The 24,350-nt window shown below is 43.5% G+C and carries 23 protein-coding genes; 6 read left to right on the top strand and 17 right to left on the bottom strand.

Annotated features, from left to right (window positions below; translation table 11 throughout):
- Nucleotides 1–242: 242 nt before the first annotated feature.
- Nucleotides 243–1,712, top strand: coding sequence for a vanadium-dependent haloperoxidase (locus tag GLO7428_RS12995; protein WP_015189012.1), 1,470 nt, complete (start codon nucleotides 243–245; stop codon nucleotides 1,710–1,712).
- Here the strand turns inward: GLO7428_RS12995 and GLO7428_RS12990 are convergent, their stop codons facing one another.
- From GLO7428_RS12990 to fetB, 4 genes are all read right to left on the bottom strand, one after another.
- Entirely contained in the window at nucleotides 1,713–2,591 is an 879-nt protein-coding gene (locus tag GLO7428_RS12990) for a succinyl-CoA synthetase (ADP-forming) subunit alpha (RefSeq protein ID WP_015189011.1), read from the bottom strand.
- A complete protein-coding gene (locus GLO7428_RS12985; RefSeq protein ID WP_015189010.1) occupies nucleotides 2,588–3,775 on the bottom strand; it encodes a succinate--CoA ligase subunit beta in 1,188 nt (395 codons plus the stop codon). Before GLO7428_RS12985 ends, GLO7428_RS12990 begins: the two co-directional genes overlap by 4 nt.
- A gap of 386 nt (nucleotides 3,776–4,161) precedes the next feature.
- A complete protein-coding gene (locus GLO7428_RS12980; protein ID WP_015189009.1) occupies nucleotides 4,162–5,070 on the bottom strand; it encodes an SDR family oxidoreductase in 909 nt (302 codons plus the stop codon).
- A gap of 76 nt (nucleotides 5,071–5,146) precedes the next feature.
- Nucleotides 5,147–5,929, bottom strand: coding sequence for an iron export ABC transporter permease subunit FetB (gene fetB / locus GLO7428_RS12975; RefSeq protein WP_015189008.1), 783 nt, complete (start codon nucleotides 5,927–5,929; stop codon nucleotides 5,147–5,149).
- A gap of 181 nt (nucleotides 5,930–6,110) precedes the next feature.
- On the opposite strand from fetB, the gene GLO7428_RS12970 reads away from it, so the two are divergent.
- Nucleotides 6,111–7,241, top strand: coding sequence for a DegT/DnrJ/EryC1/StrS aminotransferase family protein (locus tag GLO7428_RS12970; RefSeq protein ID WP_015189007.1), 1,131 nt, complete (start codon nucleotides 6,111–6,113; stop codon nucleotides 7,239–7,241).
- Between the two features lie 71 nt (nucleotides 7,242–7,312).
- Here the strand turns inward: GLO7428_RS12970 and GLO7428_RS12965 are convergent, their stop codons facing one another.
- Together GLO7428_RS12965 and GLO7428_RS12960 are read right to left on the bottom strand one after the other, a co-directional pair.
- Nucleotides 7,313–8,056 (bottom strand): DUF561 domain-containing protein, encoded by a 744-nt coding sequence (locus GLO7428_RS12965; RefSeq protein ID WP_015189006.1) that lies wholly within the window; start codon nucleotides 8,054–8,056, stop codon nucleotides 7,313–7,315.
- A 478-nt stretch (nucleotides 8,057–8,534) separates the two neighbouring features.
- Entirely contained in the window at nucleotides 8,535–10,277 is a 1,743-nt protein-coding gene (locus tag GLO7428_RS12960) for a SulP family inorganic anion transporter (RefSeq protein ID WP_015189005.1), read from the bottom strand.
- A gap of 568 nt (nucleotides 10,278–10,845) precedes the next feature.
- On the opposite strand from GLO7428_RS12960, the gene GLO7428_RS12955 reads away from it, so the two are divergent.
- Nucleotides 10,846–11,820: a carbohydrate kinase gene (locus tag GLO7428_RS12955; RefSeq protein ID WP_015189004.1), complete on the top strand. Its 975-nt coding sequence runs from the start codon at nucleotides 10,846–10,848 to the stop codon at nucleotides 11,818–11,820.
- A gap of 17 nt (nucleotides 11,821–11,837) precedes the next feature.
- Here the strand turns inward: GLO7428_RS12955 and GLO7428_RS12950 are convergent, their stop codons facing one another.
- The 3 genes from GLO7428_RS12950 to GLO7428_RS12940 all read right to left on the bottom strand — a co-directional run bounded on the left by GLO7428_RS12950 (nucleotide 11,838) and on the right by GLO7428_RS12940 (nucleotide 14,674).
- Nucleotides 11,838–12,962, bottom strand: coding sequence for an ABC transporter permease (locus tag GLO7428_RS12950; RefSeq protein ID WP_015189003.1), 1,125 nt, complete (start codon nucleotides 12,960–12,962; stop codon nucleotides 11,838–11,840).
- 124 nt (nucleotides 12,963–13,086) lie between these two features.
- The gene (locus tag GLO7428_RS12945) at nucleotides 13,087–14,187 is read right to left on the bottom strand and encodes an ABC transporter permease (protein WP_015189002.1); all 1,101 of its coding nucleotides are present in this window, start codon (nucleotides 14,185–14,187) and stop codon (nucleotides 13,087–13,089) included.
- Nucleotides 14,159–14,674: a GNAT family N-acetyltransferase gene (locus GLO7428_RS12940; protein WP_015189001.1), complete on the bottom strand. Its 516-nt coding sequence runs from the start codon at nucleotides 14,672–14,674 to the stop codon at nucleotides 14,159–14,161. The genes GLO7428_RS12945 and GLO7428_RS12940 overlap by 29 nt, the downstream gene beginning before the upstream one ends.
- A 263-nt stretch (nucleotides 14,675–14,937) precedes the next feature.
- On the opposite strand from GLO7428_RS12940, the gene GLO7428_RS12935 reads away from it, so the two are divergent.
- Nucleotides 14,938–15,207 (top strand): hypothetical protein, encoded by a 270-nt coding sequence (locus GLO7428_RS12935; RefSeq protein ID WP_015189000.1) that lies wholly within the window; start codon nucleotides 14,938–14,940, stop codon nucleotides 15,205–15,207.
- An 18-nt stretch (nucleotides 15,208–15,225) separates the two neighbouring features.
- On the opposite strand, the gene GLO7428_RS12930 is transcribed toward GLO7428_RS12935, so the two are convergent.
- On the bottom strand, nucleotides 15,226–17,226 hold the full coding sequence (locus GLO7428_RS12930) for an ATP-binding cassette domain-containing protein (protein ID WP_015188999.1): 2,001 nt from the start codon (nucleotides 17,224–17,226) through the stop codon (nucleotides 15,226–15,228).
- A gap of 16 nt (nucleotides 17,227–17,242) precedes the next feature.
- On the bottom strand, nucleotides 17,243–18,499 hold the full coding sequence (locus GLO7428_RS12925) for an HlyD family secretion protein (RefSeq protein ID WP_015188998.1): 1,257 nt from the start codon (nucleotides 18,497–18,499) through the stop codon (nucleotides 17,243–17,245).
- Nucleotides 18,500–18,668: 169 nt separating this feature from the next.
- Between GLO7428_RS12925 and GLO7428_RS12920 the strand changes: the two genes are divergently transcribed.
- Nucleotides 18,669–19,337, top strand: a complete 669-nt coding sequence (locus tag GLO7428_RS12920; protein WP_015188997.1) for a TetR/AcrR family transcriptional regulator — start codon at nucleotides 18,669–18,671, stop codon at nucleotides 19,335–19,337.
- A 56-nt stretch (nucleotides 19,338–19,393) separates the two neighbouring features.
- On the opposite strand, the gene GLO7428_RS26065 is transcribed toward GLO7428_RS12920, so the two are convergent.
- Nucleotides 19,394–20,035, bottom strand: coding sequence for a pentapeptide repeat-containing protein (locus GLO7428_RS26065; RefSeq protein WP_015188996.1), 642 nt, complete (start codon nucleotides 20,033–20,035; stop codon nucleotides 19,394–19,396).
- Nucleotides 20,036–20,380: 345 nt separating this feature from the next.
- Here GLO7428_RS26065 and GLO7428_RS12910 point away from each other — a divergent pair, with 345 nt between their 5' ends.
- Entirely contained in the window at nucleotides 20,381–20,977 is a 597-nt protein-coding gene (locus GLO7428_RS12910; protein ID WP_051038431.1) for a DNA-3-methyladenine glycosylase, read from the top strand.
- Between the two features lie 105 nt (nucleotides 20,978–21,082).
- On the opposite strand, the gene GLO7428_RS12905 is transcribed toward GLO7428_RS12910, so the two are convergent.
- The 5 genes from GLO7428_RS12905 to GLO7428_RS12890 all read right to left on the bottom strand — a co-directional run bounded on the left by GLO7428_RS12905 (nucleotide 21,083) and on the right by GLO7428_RS12890 (nucleotide 23,696).
- Entirely contained in the window at nucleotides 21,083–21,325 is a 243-nt protein-coding gene (locus GLO7428_RS12905) for a hypothetical protein (protein WP_015188994.1), read from the bottom strand.
- 99 nt (nucleotides 21,326–21,424) lie between these two features.
- Nucleotides 21,425–21,556: a hypothetical protein gene (locus tag GLO7428_RS29485; protein WP_255348349.1), complete on the bottom strand. Its 132-nt coding sequence runs from the start codon at nucleotides 21,554–21,556 to the stop codon at nucleotides 21,425–21,427.
- A 165-nt stretch (nucleotides 21,557–21,721) separates the two neighbouring features.
- The gene (locus tag GLO7428_RS12900) at nucleotides 21,722–21,991 is read right to left on the bottom strand and encodes a type II toxin-antitoxin system RelE/ParE family toxin (protein ID WP_015188993.1); all 270 of its coding nucleotides are present in this window, start codon (nucleotides 21,989–21,991) and stop codon (nucleotides 21,722–21,724) included.
- Nucleotides 21,988–22,206: a hypothetical protein gene (locus tag GLO7428_RS12895; RefSeq protein ID WP_015188992.1), complete on the bottom strand. Its 219-nt coding sequence runs from the start codon at nucleotides 22,204–22,206 to the stop codon at nucleotides 21,988–21,990. Before GLO7428_RS12895 ends, GLO7428_RS12900 begins: the two co-directional genes overlap by 4 nt.
- A 173-nt stretch (nucleotides 22,207–22,379) precedes the next feature.
- Nucleotides 22,380–23,696 carry a 3-isopropylmalate dehydratase large subunit gene (locus tag GLO7428_RS12890; protein WP_255348392.1) on the bottom strand — a complete coding sequence of 439 codons (1,317 nt, stop codon included), beginning with the start codon at nucleotides 23,694–23,696 and terminating at the stop codon, nucleotides 22,380–22,382.
- Between the last annotated feature and the right edge of the window lie 654 nt (nucleotides 23,697–24,350).

Raw genomic sequence — 24,350 nt, 5'->3', positions numbered from 1 at the left:
AGTGAAAGATTTACATCATAGTTAATCCCCATAAATTACACAAATGTATGGATGACATTCAATACAGGAAGTGTTTTTAAGAGGTGATTATCTAAATATTTGAAAGCTTAAACTCATTTTGATAAAAGCTTTCAAACAAGGCTATTCAAAACGAATAGCTGTAATTTTGTTATGCAGTAAAGTCAAATATCCTGCACAACACTTCTGTATCAACATCAACTTATTTACACAAAGGCAAAATAATGAACAACGAAAAAATGAAAGGTGATATCATTATCGCTTGGAACAATATTTATTTAGAAGCTGTGCGTCGTTTGGGTGGTGCGCCTGGCCCGCTTTCTCGTATTGGAGCGATGATGCACATTGCAATGTTTGATGCCATTAATATTCTTTGTGGTAGTCCATACGCGCAGTATGTTAAGTGCGAGATTAAACCAGATAAGGATGCCGATCCGATAATGAGTGCAGCATATGCGGCGCGCAAAGTTTTACGAGAAACGATTACTGAACTGATTCAACAAACTATTAAGAAACAAGGTGGAGTTCCCAGTCCTTTTGCTGCATATCAAGTCAATACTGGCTTCGATGCTAAATCGTTTTTAGATGATTGTATGAAGCCTTTTGATAGAGTTATGGGCGAAGCACATCTCGATCCTTCACAAAAATTTGGGGAAGCAGTTGCAGACGCAATTTTAACTGAACGTAAAGACGATGGTTCTCAAGATCAACAGAATTCACCAATGTTGTGCAACGGCTCTAGTAACAGAGATACTGTTCCTAGGTGCTTTGGTTATCAGGCTGGGGATTGGCGGGAAACCGGCTCAGGCTCTGCCGTAACGCCACTGTGGGGTAAAGTCAGATCAATGGGCAAATGGGAAAAGATTGATGGATTTTTACCAACAACCGCGCTAGACATCAAAAAGTTTAATAACTATGAAAATCTCCTAAAAAGTCCAGATTATGCAGGTCAATTTGATGAAGTAAAGCGCCTTGGTGAAGCGCATTCTCAGGAAAGGACGCGTGAGGAAACGGAAATTGCATTTTTCTGGGCGAATGACCTTGATGGTACTTATAAGCCTCCTGGTCAGCTTTACGCAATTACGCAGATTGTCGCCAAGCAAGAAGATACTGTTCAAGATTTATTAAAAACCGCACGGCTGTTTGCGCTTGTGGGAATTGCGATGGCGGATGCGGCGATTGTGGCTTGGTATGTGAAGTATTTATTTCCGAATGAAGAGTGTCCAATTCGTTTATGGCGACCGGAATCGGCGATTCACGAAGCTGATCGGGATTACAACCGCAATACGGTGCTCGATCCTAATTGGCAACCGCTTTCGGCGATGGTTGATGGGACGCGGTTTTCACCAGCTTTTCCCGCGTATATTTCGGGTCATGCGACTTTTGGTGCTGCCCATGCGACGATGATGCGCCTCTTTTATGGACGCGATTCGATCGCTTTTACCGCAACAACCGAAGATCCTCACGCTTTGCGCGATGAGAATGGCATTAAGCTAACGCGTCGGTTCACTAGCTTTACCGAAGCTGCTAGAGAAAACGGTCGCAGTCGCGTTTATCTTGGTGTTCATTACCAATGGGATGCAGAAGGCGGGTTTGAGTCGGGTTGTAAAGTCGCGGAATATGCGTTTAACAAGTTGTTGTTAAAACAAGCTGAACACTACCCAGCAGCGACCAACGAACCTGTCACAGCGTAGCTATAGTGCCTTTTTCACCAATCCTGGAATTTGCGAAGGGCGATCGGCAACAGGGACTTTTGCTTCCTTAAATGCGGTGAGTTTACTTTGGGTAGTGCCAATATTCACACCGCGTCCCACAACCGCAGCGAGAGTTCCTGTATGTCCCCAGTGTTTACCTGGGGGCGCGTTTCTGCCAGCAATATAGGCAATCACGGGTTTATCGATTGTTTCGGCAATATAGCGGGCGGCGGTTTCTTCGCTATTTCCTCCAGGTTCTCCGACTAAGACGATCGCTTGGGTATTTTCGTCTTCATCTAATATTTGCAGCCATTGCAGGAAAGAAGATCCTGTAATCGCGTCACTGCCAATACAAACACCGATCGATTGCCCTAAACCTGCTTTGGTTAACTCTAAAGCGATTTCATACGTTAGCGTACTACTGCGGCTGACGATTCCCACCGGTCCAGGAGTATAAAATTCACTCGCATGAGTTCCTAAGAGAATTTTTCCTGGGACAATGATTCCAGGGCTATTTGGTCCAACGATTAAAGTTTCTGTTGCTTCAGCTTTACGCAACAGATGCACCATATCAATCGGTGGTACTCCCGCAGGAATAATGGCAATTTGGCGAATTCCAGCCGCGATCGCTTCTAAAGCCGCATCGAGTGCTTGATACGGAGGCACTAAGATAATTGTCGTGTCGATCACCCCAAATGCTGCTACCACTTGTTCGACTAAATCAAACACAGGGATATCATCAAGCTTTTGCCCACTTTGTCCAGGGCTGATTACCGCGATCGCATTTGTGCCATAGGCTTTCATGCGGGCGGCGTGCGTTGCCATGAGTGGTTCGCAAATGCCCTGGATGACAACTTTACTTTCTGGGGTTAGTTTCATTTTCTTCTTCCAGAGGACTTGGCAAAACGCGATACTTGTGCTACAGCTTCATCTAGACTTTCAGCAACAGAGACTTGCACTGTGGCAAGTTGTTCTTTCGCGGCGTCTATCTCTGCACCTGCAAACCGCACAATGACGCGTGGCGAGTATGATTGCGTGCGCGATCTGCTAGTGGTCATTCGTTCTCGACGTTGCACAAAATTCACAATCACTTGGGCTAATTCTGCGGGGGTTGGCACTGTACCGAGAATATTAACTAACACGACTTGAATATTTTTTTGTTCGCTCAAGAATTCGAGTCCTTGTTGCAGGCGATCGCTAAAGCTAGGTGTTGTTGCATTCCAACTTCTGCCATGTCCAATATTGAGACAAATTGCTGGCTTACTTCCTGCATCGCTGAGTAAATCCATCGTCGCCATGACTAAACCCGCGCCGTTACCCAAAACCCCGATATTGCTTGCCGGATCGACTTCATCCCAAGTACCTAATTCTAGCGAATACTTGCGTCCTTTCTCGCGCTGCACCATTTTTTCCGCCATCGCGGCGACATCAGAATGACGCGCGATCGCGCGATCGTTGACGCTGACTTTACCATCGAGTGCCATAAGTTCTCCGGTCGAACTGACACCGAGAGGATTAATTTCCACCAAGTCTAGGTCTTTCTGCACGAACAACTGATACATTTTCTCGATAATCCCACTGACTGTCTGAATCAGCGGTCCTTGTAGACCCATTTTGATCGTTAAGCGTCGCGCATAAAATGGCGAAAATTCTTGGTCAACGACGACTTGCTGTAAGAGTTCGGGTGCTGATTCGACATCAATACCACCTTGGGGAGAACCTAAAAGTAGTGGTCGATGCGCCGCTGCATCTAAGACGATAGCTAAATAAAACTCTTGATCCGCGTCGTATTTGGCTTCTGCGAGCAAGACTTCGGGTAATTCACCCAAAATTGATAAATGAAAAATTGTTTGCGCAGCGGCGATCGCATCGATTGTATTCGTCACAAATCGCACTCCTCCTGCCCTACCTCGACCACCAACACGTACTTGCGACTTAAGTACCACAGGATAAGGAATTTTGAGCCGTTTGATGTCGCTAGGGCGGTCAATGCGTTGCGACGGCAAGACAGGTATGCCCATCTCCCTAAACCATTCCTTTGCTTGGTACTCTAGTAGATCCATGTTTAGCTTGTTACGCTCAGCTTTGAGAAGATTAAGAAGATAGAAGGTCGAGGGCTTTGATGAATTTTCATCGATAAATTTGGCAGATTGAGTATGGACAAGAAATGCTTTGTCTTCACTCCAATGCCTTACACCTCAGTATCGTATTTCTGGCGCTGTGTGTCGCAAAACACATCCTTTGTTTATTTTTCATCACTCAATTGAGGAACTTGCCGCCATGAAGCCAGAGTGAGAATAAATGCTTCCCTTTTGCCTTGTACCCTCTCAGTTGACCTCCACCCTTTCTTGAACTGATTCATACTTTAACGTATTGGTTATCGCTATTTCGTCATCCCTGATAATTAATTCCTTAAAGCAATTTCCATAGAAATCAACTACATGATTTTTTACTTCCTTGCTGCTTGACTACTTTGCCAGTCTTTTGCCACCAGATCTATACCATAAAATTTCTGCCAAAAAGCGTCTACTATTTTTGTTGGCAATACTTTGGTCATCATAAATATTAAGATTCTGCCACCCGTTGCCGCGACATAACGCGGACGTGGGTTACGCGCAACTAACGCTTTGATAATGACTTCAGCAACGCGCTCGGATGTCCAAGCTTGACGACTCGTTTGTGATTCTAAGTTTTTGAGTTTGGTAAATGCCGTACGGTAGGGACTTTTTTCGGGCGCGGCAACATTTTCTTCTACTGCTTGGGCTGATGCGGCAAAAAAGTTAGTGCTAACAGGTCCAGGTTCGATGACACTAACTTTAATATTGAATGGCTCAAGTTCCATTCGCAAAGCATCACTCAACCCTTCTAAAGCAAATTTCGACGAACTATATAAACCTCCGAAGGGAAAAGCTAATCTTCCTCCCAAGGAACTAATATTGATAATTCTGCCGCCACCTTGATTTCGCATTTGCGGCACAACAGCACGGATCAGCGCCAGTGGTGCAATTAAGTTAACTTGGAATTGCTTTTGAATTGCTTCGATAGAAATCAATTCCACAGGTCCCATTTGTCCGTACCCTGCATTATTGACTAAAGCGTCAATGCGACCAAAGTGCGCGATGACTTTTGCGACGATTGCTTCAACTTGCTCAATCTTTTCTAGATCTGTAGGTACTATTAAGACTTCGGCTCCCGCTTTGCGGCAAAAATCAGCGACGTCTTCGAGTTTCTCGACACTGCGGGCAGCGATCGCTAACCGAATACCCATGTACCGCTCGGATAAAGTTTTTGCCAGCGCCGCACCAATGCCCGTGGAAGCTCCAGTAATGAGTATTACCTGTTCCGATAAAGAAAACATATTTAGGTTGCTTATTTATTTCATATTGTCTTCTAATTTAAAACGCAACAATATCAACTCAGGAAAGATTTTTCCGCTACTTGACCAACTGTGCGGCAGCATTAAAGAACTGTCTACAAAGCCCTTGTGTCACTAATACTGCCGTAATTAAGTTAGCAAACGCCAGAATAAACAAAATTAATATTTGGTACGATGCCGCATCGAGGGGATCGACACCACTCAAGAGTTGACCTGTAATAATTCCTGGAAGCGTCACAATCCCGACGACAGTCATTTGGTTGAGAATGGGAATGAGTCCCGCTTTGATAGCATCTCTGCGATACTGTGCAACGGCTTGTTGGGGAGTTGCACCTAAACTTAAATGCGTTTCGATTTCTAACTGACTTGCATTAATTGTACTGACAAGGCGTTCTCCGGCGATCGCTGCGCCATTAATCGCACTGCCAAAAACAATTCCTGCAAGTGGAATGAGGTACTGTGGTTCGTACCACCGCACAGGTTGAATAATCAGCAGGTTTGTGTAAGCAAGCGTCACCGCCGTGCTGAGAAAGATTGCTCCCCACACTAACGGCAAAACAAAAGGAATTTTTTTACTAATGCGATTACGCGCGACAACCGCCGCGATCGTGAGCATGACGGCTAAAATTGCCAAAACTGCCCAAGGATTATCCAGCGCAAAGACAAACGCCAAAATATACCCAACTACCAACAGTTGTAGTATTGTTCTTCCTGCGGCGATCGCTAAATTGACTTCGAGTCCTAATCGTTCCCAAGCCGATAACCCAATGGCGATCGCAATTAATCCCACCGCAAACATCAAATCAAGTAAATCTAAGCTAATTAATCCTGTTGAGTTCATAGTTTTCTTCCTGAGGAGCGAGAGGCTAGTGACTAGAGAAACCCAATTCCTGACCTCCGACCTCTGACCTCTCATTAGCGAAACAACTTATTGAATTTCTCATTCTAAAAGCTTAAAAGAAGCCAAACCGGATTTTCTTGTAGCACGACATTTGATTTGATATTTTCAAGAATAAATACTCATGGATCTAAGCGTGAATATCCCTCCTCTAGATTTAGTGCGACAGTACACAACGATTGAAGCGGAAGTAAGTGATGCTGTTTTAAAAGTTTTGGCTTCTGGTGGTTATATTGGCGGCCCTGTTGTCAAAGACTTTGAACAGCAGTTTGCTGCTTATACAGGTGTTGCCGAATGCGTTGCGTGTAATTCGGGTACAGACGCGTTATTTTTAGCACTCAAAGCCTTAGAAATTGGTGCAGGCGATGAAGTCATTACCTCACCGTTTACTTTCTTTGCGACGACTGAGGTGATTACAGCGGTTGGTGCAACGCCTGTTTTTGTGGATATTGACGCGGCGACGTTTAATCTCGATGTAGAGAAATTAACCGCTGCAATTACGCATAAAACTAAAGCAATCATGCCCGTTCACTTGTTTGGACAACCTGTGGATATGACGGCGGTGATGGAAATTGCCCAAGCACGCAACTTATATGTTATTGAAGACTGTGCCCAGTCTACGGGAGCAATGTGGGCAGAGCAAAAAGTAGGTAGTATCGGACACATTGGGTGTTTTAGTTTTTACCCGACAAAAAATCTGGGAGCGTGTGGTGATGGTGGGGCAATGACGACGAATGATGCGGCGATCGCCGCAAAAATCCGAATGCTCCGCGAACACGGTAGTAAAACGCGCTATATCCATGAAGAAATAGGCGTGAATAGCCGATTAGATGCGATCCAAGCGGCGATTTTACAAATCAAACTCCGCTATCTCGACCACTGGAACGAACAACGGCGGGCGATCGCGCAACGCTATCACGAATTTTTAGCGCACATTCCCACCGTTGCGATTCCGCAAGAACTTACAGGCGGCGTTGGCGTGTGGAATCAGTATACAATTCGGTTGACAAAAAACGACAGTAACTATCGCGATCGCGTCCGTCAAATGCTGCAAGAACGCGGTGTGAGTTCGATGGTTTACTACCCGCTGGCGCTGCATTTACAACCAGTTTATGAAAATCTTGGTTATCAACCAGGTAGCTTACCAGTTTCAGAACAAGCTAGCCGCGAAGTTCTCTCTTTACCAATGTTTCCAGAAATGACAATCGAGCAGCAAGATAAGGTAATTTATACGCTGAAAGATTGTCTGAGCTAAAGCGGTAATAGGTAATAGGTAATCGCTTAGAATTACACAACTTCAATTACCCATTACCTGTTACCAATGATTTACACCAAAGTGTAATTTCGCGTCGCTAACGCATCTACTAAGCTACGCACCGCAGCAATCATCGCGACTTCGCTATTTAGCTGATTAATCGCCGAACCAACGCCAACACCCGCAGCCCCAGCGGCGATCGCCAGTGGTGCCGTGACGCTAGAAATTCCTGAAGCACATAGTACCGGAACCGATACAGCGCGAGAAATCTCATAAGCAGCGGCTAATGTAGGTGCCGCTTTTTCGATCAGTCCTAGCGTTCCTGAATGCGCGGGTTGACTGCTCGTTCCGCCTTCGGTTTGGATAATGTCAGCGCCAGCTTTGACGAGTTCTTCGGCTAGCTGCACTTGCTGATCGAGTTCGAGAATATGCGGAACAGTGACTGATAGCGTGATATTGGGTAAGAGCGATCGCGTAGCTTGTGTTAACTCCAGCACTTCTGCGGCTTCAAATCGCCGCCCTTGCGCGTAGAAACTATCAAAGTTGCCAATTTCGATTAAATCAGCCCCAGCTTCTTGCGCAATGACAAACTTTTCGGGTTCAACTGCTGATACACAAATTGGTAAATTTGTCAAGCTTTGAGCAAGTTTTATCAGTTCAGGCTCAGCGGCAATATCGACAAAAGTAGCACCACCGCGATCGGCTGCAATGACCGTAGCAGCAACTCGATCTGCGTCAAAGTTATTCAAGCCACTGATGATTTTGATGACGCGTCTTTGTTCAAAAGCGCGCTGCATTTTAGGATGCATTGTCATGATTTATCCGACACAGCTACAAAAAAGTTACGCTATGCATTGTGACATTCCTCAGCAGCTAGAAGCTAGGGGAAATATGGAAAAGTTTTGAGTGGTGAGGTTTGAATTAAAGAAATGTTGTTCACTCAACATTGAGAATTCATAACTTTCTTAGCACCGTGAAAACTTTAGTGAAACGGTATAAGTCCGCACGGTGACACGCGCTAAGTTCATTTTTAAACAATCTCACCGAAATCGAGCCATGGCTCAGATTTTTACTCAAAATTGTTATGACAATCTGCAAAGTGTCATTCATCCTCCTCAAAGTTTAGCGAGAACCAATGTACACTTCAAATTGTGTGAGGAGTAATACGAACAAAAAAGCTCTTGGGGTCGAAACACGGCAAGACTCCCAAGAGCTTTTTTCACAAGACAGCCTAATGAAAGCAATTGCTGGCTGGTAGCAGTTATATCAATGAATCAACCCGAAGTTGGCGTACTACTGCGGTAGTGGCATATCAGGCGCATCAGTTGAATATCCTTCAGCAGTGCTGGGACCAACGACTAAAAGATCGCTGGTTGCAGTAATTTTTCCTGAACGATAAACGTATTCAACAGCTTGTCTTAAAGCTTCAACACGATCCATCGTGACATTCTGCGACGGAAGAAGATCGAAAATTCCCAAACGTTCTAACCGACGCTTAATTTTGTCTGTCGCACCAACGATAAAGACTTGACGTCCTTGTTCTACCGCATCCTTGATGGCATTCTCGATCGCTAATGAAGCTGTTACACCAAGGATAGGTACATCGCTCAAATCTAAGATGAGAACGTCGTGGTCTTGCATTGCGGTGTGTTCGCGGGCGATCGCCTTCGACAATCCAAAAATCATTGGTCCACTGAGGTAGAACAGCAACACGCGATTATTTGCTTGCTCAAGTAGCTGCTTTTCTTCTTGAGTAAGGATAATGTCATCATCCGTGTCGCTAATCACTTTGACATCTTGCGACTGATGCTGCGATAACCGTTCGATTGTCAGGATATTTGCAATAAATACGCCAACTCCTACTGCAACAATCAAGTCAACAAATACTGTCAGGAATAGCACGCCGTACATGATCAGCGTTCCCTTTAGCGAAACTCGATGCGCGCGCTTGAGGAAACTCCAGTCAAGAATATCAATTCCCACCTTCAGCGCAATCCCCGCGAGTACTGCCATTGGAATTGGTTGCGTTAAACTTGCCGCTCCCAATAAGACAACGAGTAAAATGATAGCGCGAGTCAGTCCTGAAAGCGCTGTTCTAGCACCCGCTTGGATATTAACTACCGTCCCCATCGTTGCGCCTGCACCAGGTAATCCGCCGCATAGTCCAGAAACCATGTTGGCAATACCTTGACCGATTAGTTCTTTGTCCGAATTGTGTTGCGTCCGCGTGATGCTATCGGCAATAACGGCGGTAAGTAGCGTATCAATACAACCCAGCATTCCTAACACGATACCATCGATGACCATTGTGGTCATTTGTCCGGCAGTAAAGACGGGCATTTGCAACTGTGGCAATCCGGTAGGAATCTCACCGATGCGGCGAATCTCAACGCCTTGAAAGAAGATGAGAGATACTATTGTGCCAACAATCAAGGCAACAAGTTGCGGTGGGACGATGCGCTTGAATTTGCGTGGCATGAAAAACAGAATTGCCAAACTTAGCGCGCCTAGAATAGCTTCCGCAGGATTAATATTGGAGAATAACTGCGGTAAGCTTTGCACTGTACCGAGAACGCCGCCTTTAGGAGCCGCTTGTCCTAAAAACGGAGCAATCTGCAAGATAATGAGGATGACTCCAATCCCAGACATAAAGCCTGAAATCACGCTGTAGGGCATCAACGTGATGTATTTTCCGAGCTTGAATACGCCAAAGAGGATTTGAAATAGCCCTGCTAGCATGACGACTGTAAACGCCATTGCTAAGCCATTTTCTGGGTTGCTTGCAGTCAAACTGGCGATAATTCCAGTAATGACTACCGTCATCGGTCCTGTTGGCTCAGAAATGAGTGTGGGCGTACCGCCAAAGAGTGCTGCGAAAAAGCCAACGCAAACAGCACCGTAAAGACCTGCTACCGCACCTGCGCCAGAGGCAACACCGAAGGCTAGCGCGAGAGGTAACGACACAATTGCAGCCGTGATTCCACCAAATAAATCACCGCGCAGGTTGCGAAAATGGATATGATTAGTTAATTGCATTCTTAGGCTATAGTTATGAATGAATCAAAGTGTCTCTATGCAATAAAACCAGACAAGAAATAAGGTGTATTTCTTGCACTATTTACGCAGGATGAAATGTATAAATAGCTGCCTGGGATCAACGAAAAAATGAGAAGCAACATACTGCTTTCACCGATTTTTAAAAATGCACTATTAAAAGTAGTGATATGCTCCTTAAGGAATAAAAGAATATGCTCAAGCGGTACGTTAAACAATAGAATACAGCTTTTAATGCAGATTTAGTTTAGTCTAAGTCACTAATTGTTAAAGAAATATTAAATATTATTAATAGAGAAATCTCTATGGATTTTAGGCAGAGTGATAAAAAAGTCTAAGTAATAATTTAAATTAACCAAAATTATTCTATAAGAACAAAGGATAATTTGTATCAACTGAGCTAATGGCTAGTCGCTAACAGCAATGAACAATAACTCCAACGAAAGACTTCGGATCTGCTGATGTTGTGCTGTAAATTTCAGTTGCGATCGCGCGCAAATGTCCGATTTCTCCTTATGCTGGTATAGTCGCAAGTTGATAGCCGTGACCGATGACAAATCTGCGTGTGTTGTGCCTAGGGGAAATTTTATTTGATTGCCTTGCCGATCAAATCGGGCGATCGCTTGAACAAGTCGAATCGTGGACACCATACCCAGGAGGCGCACCGGCAAACGTCGCGTGTGCTTTAGTTAAGCTAGGAACACCCTCTGGATTTGTGGGGTGTGTCGGTGAAGATGAACCAGGAAACGCCCTCGTACAGCTATTACAAGAAGTAGGAGTAGATACCACAGGCGTGCAACGTCATCCTAGCGCACCAACGCGACAAATTTATGTAGTACGTTCGGAATCCGGCGATCGCACGTTTGCAGGTTTTGGCGAATTTAAAACCGAAGAATTTGCAGATACGTACTTGCAAGCTGACAAGTTACCCGTGCAACTATTTGAAAGCGCCGACTTTCTTGTACTAGGAACTTTAGAACTTGCTTATCCAGATAGCCGCGCTGCGGTATTTCGCGCTTTAGACTTAGCCGAGCAGTACAATGTAAAAGTTGTCTTAGATGTCAACTGGCGTCCGGTATTTTGGGATAGTGAAGCGACAGCACGAGAAATAATTCCCAAACTCTACAACCGCATCGATTTTCTCAAACTTTCACAAGAAGAAGCCGAATGGTTATTTGATACCACCGATCCAGGCGCAATTAACTATCGGTTGGAATCGATTGAAGGCGTACTCATCACCGCAGGCGAACACGGCTGCGCTTATTGTTTGGGAGGAAATGAAGGCAAAGTTCCCAGTTTCCCTGTTAAAGTTGTCGATACCACAGGCGCAGGAGATAGCTTTCTCGCTGCGTTCGTTCACCAGTTAAATCAACAAGGTATCAGTAGCTTACAAGAACCAGACGTTGCGCGATCGGTTGTGAAGTATGCGAATGCAGCAGGGGCTTTGACGACAATAAAACCAGGTGCGATCGCATCGCAACCCACCGCAGCCGAAGTCGAATCGTTTCTGGCTACTCACCACTAGCCACTCGTCACTTATCCTTAACTCAACTGACTCCGAAAGCGATTAACACTCACTGTCAACAAAACGACAACAAAAGTGAAAAGTGCCAACACGTGCGGGAATAAAATATCAATACCAACACCTTTTAGGAGAATTCCGCGAGAGATGGCGACAAAGTGACGCAGGGGATTGAGTAGTGAGAGGTATTGAAAAAAAACTGGCATACTTTCAATCGGTGCGATCGCTCCTGAAAGTTGAATCAGCGGTAAATTGATAAAAAATGAAGTTAAAACGACCTGTTGTTGGTTCTTTGCCAAAGTCGCCAACATCAAGCCAACACCAATTCCCACAAATAAGTAAAGTCCCCCAAGCGTCAAAAATAACAATAAGCTTCCTTGTAGCGGTACTCTAAACACGATCCGAGCGACGCTGAGTGCTAGTAGTATATCTCCCATCAACAGCACAAATAATGGGGCAATTTTGGCTAACAGAATTTCCCAAGCATCTGCGGGAGTCATCAACAGTTGTTCTAACGTTCCAGAGTCTTTTTCGCGTACTAATGTCGTAGAGGACACAAGCGTACTTGTTAAAGTAATTACAGTTCCCAACACGCCAGGAACTAAAAACCAACTACTTAATAACCCAGGATTGTAGAAGAAAACGCTTTGCGCTTGTATGAGTGGTGGTGTGGGGTTTTGATCTAAACTGCGACTGTATTGGTTAATAATCTGAGTAGCGTAACCGCTAGCAATTCCAGCGGTATTTGCATCAACGCCATCAATGATTACTTGTACTTCCGCAGTTTTATTTTGGATTAAATCGCGATTAAATTCTGAAGGAATCACTAGCCCTGCGGTAATTTTTCCTAAGCGTACTTGCTGCGCAATTTCCTCTTGACTAAAACTATAATTTTGCGAAATAAAGATTTGATTTTCTGTTAATGCAGCAACTAACTCGCGGCTTTCATAAGTATTAGCATAGTCTACAACTCCTAGTTTAAGGTTCTGCACATCGGCATTAAGCGCGAAGCCAAAGATTAAAAGTTGTATTGTTGGTGGAAAAAGTAATAAGAAAAGTAATTGTTTATTTCGTAATATCTGGTTAATTTCTTTAACACATAATGCCCAAAAGCGACTTTCCAGAAGATGAGTAAAAAGTTTCATAGAGAAAACAAAATAAAAGCTTTAGTGCGATTTTTGATGAAATTGTAAATAAACGAACCACTAAAAACGCAAAAACACATAAAAGTAAACTATAAAGAGATTTCTGATTTGTATTTTTTCAGATTTAGTACGGTAACTGCATTCGGCTTAATGCTTTTCTTGCTGTATTGAATAGTAGCAAACCAATAACTATAAGAACTATAGGAATAAACCAAACTCCTATCCAACCTGTACCACGCACAAAGGCATCGCGGCTGAGTTCTATATAATATCGAGCAGGTAGAACACTAGAAATTACTGAAAGTGGAAACGGAATGTTACTCAGAGGATAAATAAAACCTGATAGTAATAGCGAAGAAAGAAAGCCAATAGTAGCAACTCCTTGCACCGCAGCATTTTGATTACTTGCTCTGACTCCGATGAGTAAACCAAATAATACACTTGTCCATAAGTAAAGTAAAGTTCCTAGAATAAATACTGTCGGTTCTACAGCAAAACTCAACTGAAATAATAGTGAACCAAGGCTGATAATGACAATTGCTTGAGCAATACCAATAACGAAATAAGCAAGTCCTTTACCTAGTAATAATTCAGCAGCAGTGAGGCTAGAAGCATAAACTTGTAGAATTGTACCGCGTTCTTTTTCGCGTACCATTGCGATCGCCGCTAGCAATGACGGATAAATCCACAATATCACCCCATAAACTCCAGGGACAATATACAATGACTCTCGACGTCCTGGATTAAACCACAGTCGAATTCGGGCAACTATATTAGGTTGTTCTTGTTGTAGTCTAGAAGTTTGTAAAAAAGCATTAGTTGTGGCTCTAAAAGAGTTCTGAATGATTCTGGCATTATTCGCATCAGTACCATCAATTAAGACTTGTACAGTAGTAGGTTGATTCGAGTTAATTTGTGAGTCAAAATCAGGAGGAATAATTGCGCCTGCATTAGCAATTCCTCTTTCTAATGCCCCGATTATATTATCATCCCAGCGCGTTAATTGAAATTGATTTGTCGCCATTAATTGTTCAATATAACTACGGCTGAGAGGACTATTATTTAAGTCTTGAATGACAATTGGAATATTTGTTGCTTCTAAACGAATCGCAAAACCAAAAATAAATAAAGTAGCTAATGGTAGCAAAATTGCTAGTGCAACTGTGAGGCGATCGCGCCTAAATTGTGCTAACTCTTTAATACACTGTGCTAAAATCCGTTTCATTTAAAGCCTTTTCCATGTAAACGCAAGGAATTTGGATGCCGGAACGTAAAGTATGAAATGAGTGTTCAACAACTTGATAGCCGTTTGCTTGATAAAAAGGTTCAGCCGTTGTTGATGATACAAGCTTGAGCTTTTTGTTCTGTTGAAATATTGCTTCTTTTTCTACAGCCTTTAGAAGGCGCGTACCTACCCCTCGACGAGTGTATTCAGGATGGACGTAGACAGCATAGATCTCATCTTTGAATAAAGAGGAAAAGCCAGCAATTAATTCCTCAATTTCAGCAACAAATATTGTTTCACCTCTTTCAACCATTGCTTTGCGAAAATTTTCAGGCTCAGAGCTACCTACCCAGGCTTCAATTTGCTCAGGGGTATAATCTTTTATACATAATGTGCGTACAGATACACGATGAACATGACAAATAGCTTCAGCATCTTCTAATTTAGCTTTACGCACTTTAATATTTTGCTGTGAGGTTTCATTCATAATTCTGAATACCAGCAGGCGACCGCTTCATTACAATTAAGGATATTCAATATTGTTGTATTTTTGCTCGTTGTTCTAAGATTTTAAATAAAAACTCCTATAGTAATCCTAATTCGTTCATGAAAATCTCTCCCGACTCTTTCTCTGCGAACTCTGCGTCTCTGCGGTTCGTTATCAATGTAATTTTTATAAATTAATCACTATATTTACAGCAGCTATGCCCCACACTCGCAATTTAAATAATTAATAAAAACAGTAAAACAATGGATAATCCACGAGTTTTTGCAGATTTTCATAATGCTGATGCTCAAGGGCGACTACGCTTAAATTGTGTTGGAACGATCGCAGACTTGGCTAAACAGAAAATTCATTTACAAAATGACCGACGTTTAACATTATGTAGTGAAGATTTGGAAGTTGATGGAGTTGTGCAATATTCGATAGAGGAACATCTGTGGGTTGCTGTCATTGACTGGGACAAGATTCGAGAAAGAGAAGATACCATGAGTCAAGAAAGTAACGTTGCAGTTTGATGGTACTGACTCAATGAGCTAATCTTGCTGTTCTACTCTTTGCACGATACCGATAAATGCATCTTCTAAAGAAAAGGGAATCGGGCGAAGTGAGTGGATCTGTAAGTTTGCCTCCTTTAAAGTTGAACGAAGTTGAGAAATTTCTTCTGGATGATCGACAACAACATGAAGTTTCTCGCCAAAAATGGATACGCGCCAAGGTTCGAGTTGCGTTTTGAGTAAATTCGATGCAACTTGTATATTATCGGTAATGATTTCTAAAAGTTGTCCTGGTTGTTCGGCTTTGATTTGACTGGGTGAACCTTGCGTGACGACTTCTCCCGCTACCATAAAACCCATACGGTTGCAGTGTTCGGCTTCTTCGAGATAGTGTGTGGTTACTAAAATTGCAGTTCCGTTGCGGGCAAAATCTTCAATTAACCGCCAAAATTGTCGCCTCGCCAGCGGATCGACACCGGATGTAGGTTCATCAAGGAATAAAATTTCGGGTTCGTGCATTACCGAAGCCCCGAAGGCAACTCGCTGCTTCCAACCTCCAGGTAATTGCCCTGTAATCATATCTTCTTGACCTGCCAAGCCACAAGTTTCTAAAACCCAATTGATGCGATCGCGTCGCACTCGCCGCGAAACTCCATATACTCCGCAATAAAATTCCAAATTCTGCACGACGCTTAAGTCATCATACAGCGTAAACTTTTGGCTCATATAACCAATCCGCCGCCGCAGTTGGTTACTGCGTAAATTCTGGGTTTCTCCCGCCAGCGAAATCTTACCACTGCTTGGTTCAAGCAATCCGCACAGCATTTTAATCGTCGTTGTTTTACCTGCACCATTCGCCCCCAGTAACCCGTAAATTTCCCCGTAGCGAATCTCTAGATTGACTCCTTTAACGGCTTGAAAGTTACCAAAAACCTTTTGTAAGTTGTTTGCACCAATTGCAACTGATAAATTATAGTTCCCTCGCTCCTCACTCCTCACTCCTCGCTCCTGTTTTGGAAACGGAATAAACGGCGGATCGGAACCCGCAGCGCGTAAGCGCGTGACAAAGACGTTTTCTAAAGTGGCTTCGCCAGTGTCAATTGTGTCTAACGGTATTTTGTTTTGATTTAATAACTTGCGTACTTGTGCTTCACCTTTTTGGGCGTTTGGTACTAAAACATCGAGGCGATCGCCAAAACTCTGTACATCTGCGATCGCTTGATAATACCGCTGGGCATCAATCACATCAATTTGAGAGTTAGATTCGGCATCTGTAGATAGTAAAATCTTTGCTGCGGCTTCGAGGGCTTGTAAATTTCCTGTACGCACTTCTAAGCGTTCTAAACCTAAATCATCGCGCAGTTGTTGAAGTGTACCAATTTGCTGGATTTGTCCTTCATACATCAACGCAATGCGGTTACAGCGTTCAGCTTCATCGAGATAAGGCGTTGCGACAACAATCGTTACTCCTTCATTGGCTAACGTTGCCAAAACATCCCAAAATTCCCGCCGCGATACCGGATCGACACCGGTTGTTGGTTCATCTAAAAGTAAAATTTGCGGTTGCGATACTAATGCACAGCACAGCGCTAATTTCTGCTTCATCCCTCCTGAAAGTTGTCCTGCGAGGCGATCGCCAAAGCGTTCTAATCCCATCAATTTGAGATATTTATTTCGCCGTTGTTGTAGTAAATCTGAAGGAATTTTACGTAAACCGGCACTGTAGCTGAGATTTTCATCAATGCTAAGGTCAAGATACAGCGAAAATTGCTGCGTTAAATAACCAATATTCAGCCGCGCATCGCGGGGAGGTAGCCTTAATACTTGCACATGACCTTCACTCGCTTCCATCACTCCAGCGAGGATGTGAAACGTTGTCGTTTTTCCCGCGCCATCAGGTCCAATTAAACCAAAAATTTCTCCTTGACGTACTGTAAAATCAATTCCGCGAACTGCGACAAATTTACCGTAGCGTTTCTCTAGTCCTTCAACTCGAATGACCGATTCTGTCGTTAATGCTGTTGTATCTGTAGTTGTCATTGAAGTTGCAATTTTTTTATTGAGTCAGAATTTCGCCATCAGCTGGCATTCCTGGCTTTGCAAATCCTTGCGGATCGTCAATACTCAGCTTGACGCCAAAAACTTGTCGTACTCGATCTTCACGGAAGTAGATATTTTCTGGAGTAAATGACGCTTGCGTATCAATTGCGGTGACTCTTGCCGCTAACGGGCGATCGGGGGCAGAATCGAGAAAGACATTCGCACGTTGTCCGATACGCACATTGGCAATTTGTCCTCCAGGAATGAAACCCCGTAGATAAACAGTGTTGGGATCGATGAGTGTCAATAATGTTCTACCTGTCGCCACAACTTCCCCAGGTTCGACGCTACGAGTTAACACGACACCATCTATGGGACTGACAACGTTGAGATCGGCGATTTGTGCTTGAATTTGTTGGCGGGAAGCTTGCGCATTTTTGACTTCGGCTTGGGCTGCTGCAAGTTGCGATCGCGCGACATCAAGTTGTCTGCGTAAAGCATTCAATTGTGTATTGCGAATATTCGGATTTAAACTCGCCGTTTGGGCTTGCACTAATGCGCCTTGCGCGGCACTCACTTGTTTTTGTGCGGCATCAATTGCGGCTTCTCGGCTTTGAAGTGTTGCTTGTGCGGTTTGAAAGGTTGCTTGCGTTTGATCGAATTGCTGCTGAGTAATCGCGCCTGCTTGTAGTAATTGTTGAAAGCGATCGCGTTCTTTGCGGGCGAGTTCGAGTTGCGATCGCGCTTCGATAAGTTGTGCTTGTGTTTGATTTAACTGTGCTTCGGCTGCGGCTACGTTTGCTTCTGCTTGCGCAATTCGTCCTCTCGCGTCTCCCTGCGATTGTTGTAAATTAAACTGTGCTTCTTCAATTTGGCTTTGGGCAACGGCAATTTGCAACCGTGCTTGTTGTTCTTGTTGCTGCGCAGCACTTAAACGTGCATTTGCGCCTTGCAATTGTGCTTGAATTTCTGCATCATCAAGCCCCACAATCGTTTCGTTTTTACGAACGCGATCGCCTTCTCGTACCGTCACAAACTCAATTCGACCACCTACTTTAGCCCCTAAATTTGTTGGATAACCTTCAATTCGACCGCTTAGCTGTAATGCATCGGTTCTCGGACGCGATGAAAAGTACCAAATTGAAAAACCAACGGCACCGACAAGGATTAACCCAATCGGAATCAACAAACGCGGATTGGCTTTACGACGTACTTTCGCTGGGGATTCAGGCGCTTGGGCGGGTTTTTGCGGCTGTGATATCAATTGCGACATCGGATTTTTAATTTTTGAGTTAGCAACTCTTGCCCTTGTTGTTATCGCAGGTATGACTGTTGTTTGTAATACTATGAGTCTTTATAAGACTAAACTGCTGATAAAATCATACTAGACCGTACAGTATGATTGAACAAGCCTTTTTACAAAAATTTAAGCTTCAAGCAATATGGCTAACTCCCCACTGAGAAATTCGCATTCAGCACTAAACTACCTCAATGAAGTCGGTGTATTAGCCGCGCAGATTGAGTCAGAACCCGTAGGAAGTGGCAATACTAAGCGCGAACAGATTTTGCAAGGCGCGATGCAGGTTTTTCTCAAACAAGGTTATGCCAAAACAAGCATGGATCGCGTTGCTGCTACCGCAGGTGTATCCAAGCAGACGATTTATAGTCACTTTCAAGATAAAGAAGGATTGTTCGTCGCGTTGATTGAGCGCGTGACGATTCGTAGCTTCTTGTCTGAGTTTCAAAATCCGTTTGAAGGCGAACCACAAACCGTATTGCAAAGAATTGCGGAGAAGTTTTTAGCTAAAATGGATGACCAAGAATATATCGCCTTTTTTCGGTTAGTTATTGCTGAATCGGCGCGGTTTCCTGAATTAGCACAACTTTATACGCGCACAGTTGTCCAATTTGGCTTTCGCAATTTGAGTGCTTACTTTGAAGCGCATCCAGAACTTAAGATTGCTGATACCGAAGCAACAGCGCGTATCTTCCTTGGTTCTTTGGTTGCTTTTGTGTTAGCGCAAGAAGTTTTGTACGGTAAGCAGACTATGCCAATGGAAAAAGAGCGCTTGATTAGTAGTTTGATTAATTGCGTTTTGTGTCAAGCATAGCTTAATTTGAACGAACTACAAAGAGGACAAAGGAAAGAGATATGGAGGAATTTGAATTACCGATATCTTAGTCCGTCAGGCATGATTGCGCCTTCAAGCTTTGCACGGGATAAGTTTGCACCATCCAAATTAGCGCCTATCAAGTTAGCATTTCTTAAATCGGCGCGTGACAAATCAGCATTACTTAAATTAGCACCGCTCAAATTAGCATTTCTGAGCTTGGCGCGTGATAGATTAGTATGACTTAAATTTGATCCGCTTAGGTCAGCTTTTTCTAGTTTAGCTTTGGTGAAGTTAGTATAACTTAAATCTCTGTCTCTGAGGTTTACTTTCTTTAAATTAGCTCGTTCTAAATCGGTTTCTAAGAAGCCTACTTGAGTTGCTATTTGTTGATTTTGTGTTGGTTGGATTCCCGCAACGGTTGCTGTCAGTAGACTGCCTAAGATAAATGCTGCTGCAATCGCGATCGCATTGAGCGGAAAATTGCTAAATTGGAATTTGCGTGGTTGTTTGTAACTTGGCTGTGCTTGAACTTGGGCGATCGCTTTTTGGATATATTCGGGTGGAATTCTCGCCTCTAACCCTGCTTGGATGATTTCTTCAACCGAGTAGCTTTGGTTTTTTTCCGCATATAATCGCGCAGCCCGATCGAATATTTCTGGTATTTTATCTGCGGGAATTTTGGGTTGATCTTTCATAAAATACTTGTCAAATATGATTGATTGACATTATTATTTGATTTGGAGATCTAAAATTTAAGACGCTAGAATCTGCTGATAAAACTTGCTAAAATATAAATTTCCAATAATTTTGAGAAGCTTGATTAAGAAAAAATAGCAAGTACTGATTGATGCTACTATTATAAACTTTATAATTTCGTTCAAGTTATAAAATTTGTTTCAACAATTAAGTTACTAATGTTACTTGCTAAATTATCTTCTCAACATTCTCATACGATTGCGCTTTGTGCAGCACCAAATAGCGATCGCAACGCCATCAAGTTATAGGATGTTTACGTGGTGCAACCCCTTAATGTAACCAGCATGACTCAAGCAGTCGCAGAACTTACACAACGCGATCGCGATCTAGCAAGCATTGTTGAAAAATGGGGACATCCACCCAACTGGGAACGCGAGACAGGTTTTGTGGGATTGGTGCGCACCATTATTGGACAACAACTATCGATAGCATCTGCCAAAGCAATTTTCACGCGCTTATCGCAGCTTGTACCGCTAACACCCGCAAACTTTTTACAGTTAGATGATGCGCAACTGCAAGCAGCAGGATTGAGTCAGCGCAAAATATTGTATTGTCGAGAATTAGCACGAGCGATCGCAACTAACGTCATTGATTTAGACGAACTAGCGCTGCTGGATGATGCAAGTGTACGCTCTCAACTACGACAAATCAAAGGCATCGGTGACTGGACAGTTGATATTTATTTACTTATGTGCTTACAACGTCCTGATGCGTTTCCCAGCGGCGATTTAGCACTAGCCATTGCGTATCAAAAACTTAAACGTTTACCAAAGCGCCCAACTCCAGTTGAACTCGAAGCAGTTTCTGAGAAATGGAAACCGTGGCGGGCAGTTGCTGCGCGAATTCTCTGGCATTATTATCTCATGCAAAACAAGGCTTAATTTGACTTATAGTTTAGTGCGATCGTCTCCTCAGCAATAACTTCCGAGAACATTTAAGGCTTACTCGCAACCTTTTAACCAGTACCTTACAAGAAGATTCGCAAATTATGCTATTTCGCCGTTTGCTGAATGCGGCGTTGATTCAATCAATGCTCTTAGCACCTTGTTAACTGCTTCAGGTGTTGTGAAAACTTGAGCCACATCTTCATCTAAAACGACAACCGTCAACTTTTGTGTCCCTTCACGGGCAGCAAATCGATTGGGCTTCGCCTTCTGATAATCAAAGCGATATTTAGCTAGAAGCTCATCTTCGGGATTGTGTGTACTCTCAGAGGGCGTTTTGCTCATAATCCTCACGTTCCTTTCGAGTAGCTGGACGGGAACTAATGATACGGATACTACTAGATCGCTCAGTAAAGGCAATTAACAGCAATCGATGAGGATTATTCAATTATTAAATATAGTCGGCATAACGGCTAAAGTGAGCGGCAGACAACCTCGAACCCAACACCAGCAACTCTCAACTGTCCGCTGCATTTGAATTGTTCGACCGCGATCGCCATTTAAGTCCAATAGCATATTTTAATGCGCCTGGTTCGCCATATTATTAGCCCATCTCATCGGTGTCCCCCATGACTAAACGAAGCGGTCGAACAATTGCGTTCAACGGAGGTAAACAAGATCCGAACTCAGCACCAAAGGCTTTTGACCGTCTGCTGCAACGCGCTGGTTACGCTGCTGACGCTACAACTGGGAGATTAACTTGTCATACTCTGCGTGTGAACCGACCCAAAACCAAATGACCGCATCTCCATCTAACTGTCCAACTGCCCGATAATTTTTACTGATCCGAGCAGAATAAATTGGTAATTCTGGATGCACCTTTTTGAAACGTAAACTTGGATAATTGGGATCTTGTTTGAATTGGCGATACGCTTCACGTGCTTGCTCTTGAACTTGCTCAGGTAGATCGGCAAATGCTTTACGGAATTGGGTGGTGGTGCGTGACTTCACAAGGTTTCTGGATCTAACTCTTGGGTTTTCCCTGCGCGATCCTCAGCCATTGCTTCGGCTGCAAGCATGGCAAGGGTATTTTTGGACTTGGCAAATGCCTCATCCCATTGGACTTCATCTTCAAGTTCTTCCAGAATCATTGCAGCGATCGCATCCTGTTCGCTAGCAGGTAAGGTTTTCAATCGAGCGATCGCTTGTTCAAGTAGCTCAGTCATAGTTAGTGTGTTCTCATAGCAAAGATACTATCAATATTGGTCAATATCACTTTAATTTCCTAAGTTGACAACACCGTAATTTCTGCGCTTGTGAAGCTTGATGCATCGTGAGTTGCGATCGCCCGCATTAACATCTCATACAGTAAGGTGGGCAATGCCCACCTTGTTGATCCTCAACCCAAAAATTCACGCGGATCGGTGACGTAACCTGTCAATGCCGAAGCAGCAGCAGTGTAAGGCGAAGCAAGATAAATTTGCGCAGTTTTTTCACCCATGCGCCCAGGGAAGTTGCGGTTAGTTGTGGAAACGCAGACTTCGGGTTTGTTCATGCGTCCAAATGTGTCTTTAGGTCCTCCGAGACACGCCGCGCACGAAGGTGCAGCCGGTTCGATGCAACCAGAATTGAGGAAGATTTCAGAAAGCGTTTGTCCGTCGTATTTGTATGTAAACAAGTCTTCGTAGACTTTTTGCGTTGCGGGAACGATGTATGTAGGAACTTTGACTTGATGACCTTTGAGGATTCTAGCAGCGTTGACAAAATCGGTGGTTTTGCCTCCAGTACACGAACCAATATACACGCGATCTATCTTGACATCGCGACATTCTCGTGCTAAAGCGCGGTTGTCTGGTGAATGCGGTTTGGCGACAACGGGTTCGAGTTGCGAGACATCGTAGGTGCGATCGCTATAAAACTTCGCATCGCTATCGGTGTAAAACGACTCAAAAGGTTTATCAGTCCGCGCGCGGACGTACTCATACGTTGTTTCATCGGGTGCGATCGTGCCATTCTTTCCACCAGCTTCGATCGCCATATTGCACAGCGTCATCCGTTCTTCCATCGTCATCCGTTGCACGGCTTCGCCTGCAAATTCCATTGTGCGGTAAGTTGCACCCGAAACGCTAATATCGCCAATGATTTGCAAAATCAAATCTTTTGCCAACAAGTAATCTGGCATTTCGCCATTGAGAACAAACCGCATTGTTGCCGGAACTTTAATTAATAGCTTACCAGTTCCCATGATGAAACCCGCGTCGGTATTGCCGATCCCTGTGGCAAATTGACCAAAAGCACCCGCATTGCAAGTATGCGAATCGGTACCAAATAAGACTTCACCAGGACGAGTATGACCTTCTTGAGCTAAAGCAATGTGACAAACGCCTTTGTAATCTGGATTGGCTTTGAAGTTAGCACGATCAGTAATATCATAAAAATATTTAATACCTTGCTCTTGCGCAAATTCACGGAGAATATCAACGTTACGATTCGCGCGTTCGTCGGCGGTGAAAATATAGTGGTCGGGAATCAAAACAATTTTCTCTGCATCCCAAACTTTCGCATCCTCGCCAAATTCGCGCTTGAATACGCCAATCGTACCAGGACCGCAAACATCGTGCGTCATTAAGACATCAACATCAACCCAGATATTTTCTCCTGGTTCGACAACCTTTCGATTTGAAGCTTTAGCCAAAATTTTTTCTGTGAGGGTCATACCCATAGCGATCGCGTTCTCCCTTATGACAAGCTCATTAAATCTATAGTAGTTAGTATTTCTACTTTAATAGCCATTGCCAACGGCTAACCGAGTCCTTGCTAGTTCTTAAAGTTTGCTGAGATTTGCACAATCCAATTACGCGTTGTGTTTGAAGCGATCGCACGCAGCTAGCTGAACCATCTCTACTAGATCAACTGTATTATTGTACTTTACTAAGCTGACGTTTTAGAGGTTACAGCATTCTTTCGGCGAGTACAAGAGCAATTGTCATATCAAACTCATCATAAGCAATGCGATCGTCCTGTCACCAACTTTTAACCCATAACTCCTACAAATATCTTTAACGGCAATCAATTAAGAAAGTCTTATTAATCATGGTGCGATCGCCACAATCTTCAATCAAGGCTGGAGCGATATCATAATGTCAAATGTTGCAAAGTTTTGGAGTCTGAATTTTGAGTTCACTTCATAAACTTGCACAATCGTAGAAATAGTTTATTTATTATTTATTTAGAGTATTTCTGCTTTAGTAAAATTTTGTCATATTGAGTATTAATACGTAAGTATTTACTAATTCTTTATACAGATATTTATGATTGCTAAACCACATATAGCTCAACAGCAGAGAATATATAATAAATACAATTAATC

The sequence above is a fragment of the Gloeocapsa sp. PCC 7428 genome, from assembly GCF_000317555.1.
Classification (GTDB): Bacteria; Cyanobacteriota; Cyanobacteriia; order Cyanobacteriales; family Chroococcidiopsidaceae; genus Chroogloeocystis.
Note: the sequence above shows the minus strand (reverse complement) of the source record. Positions and strands in the feature narration are given on the sequence as shown.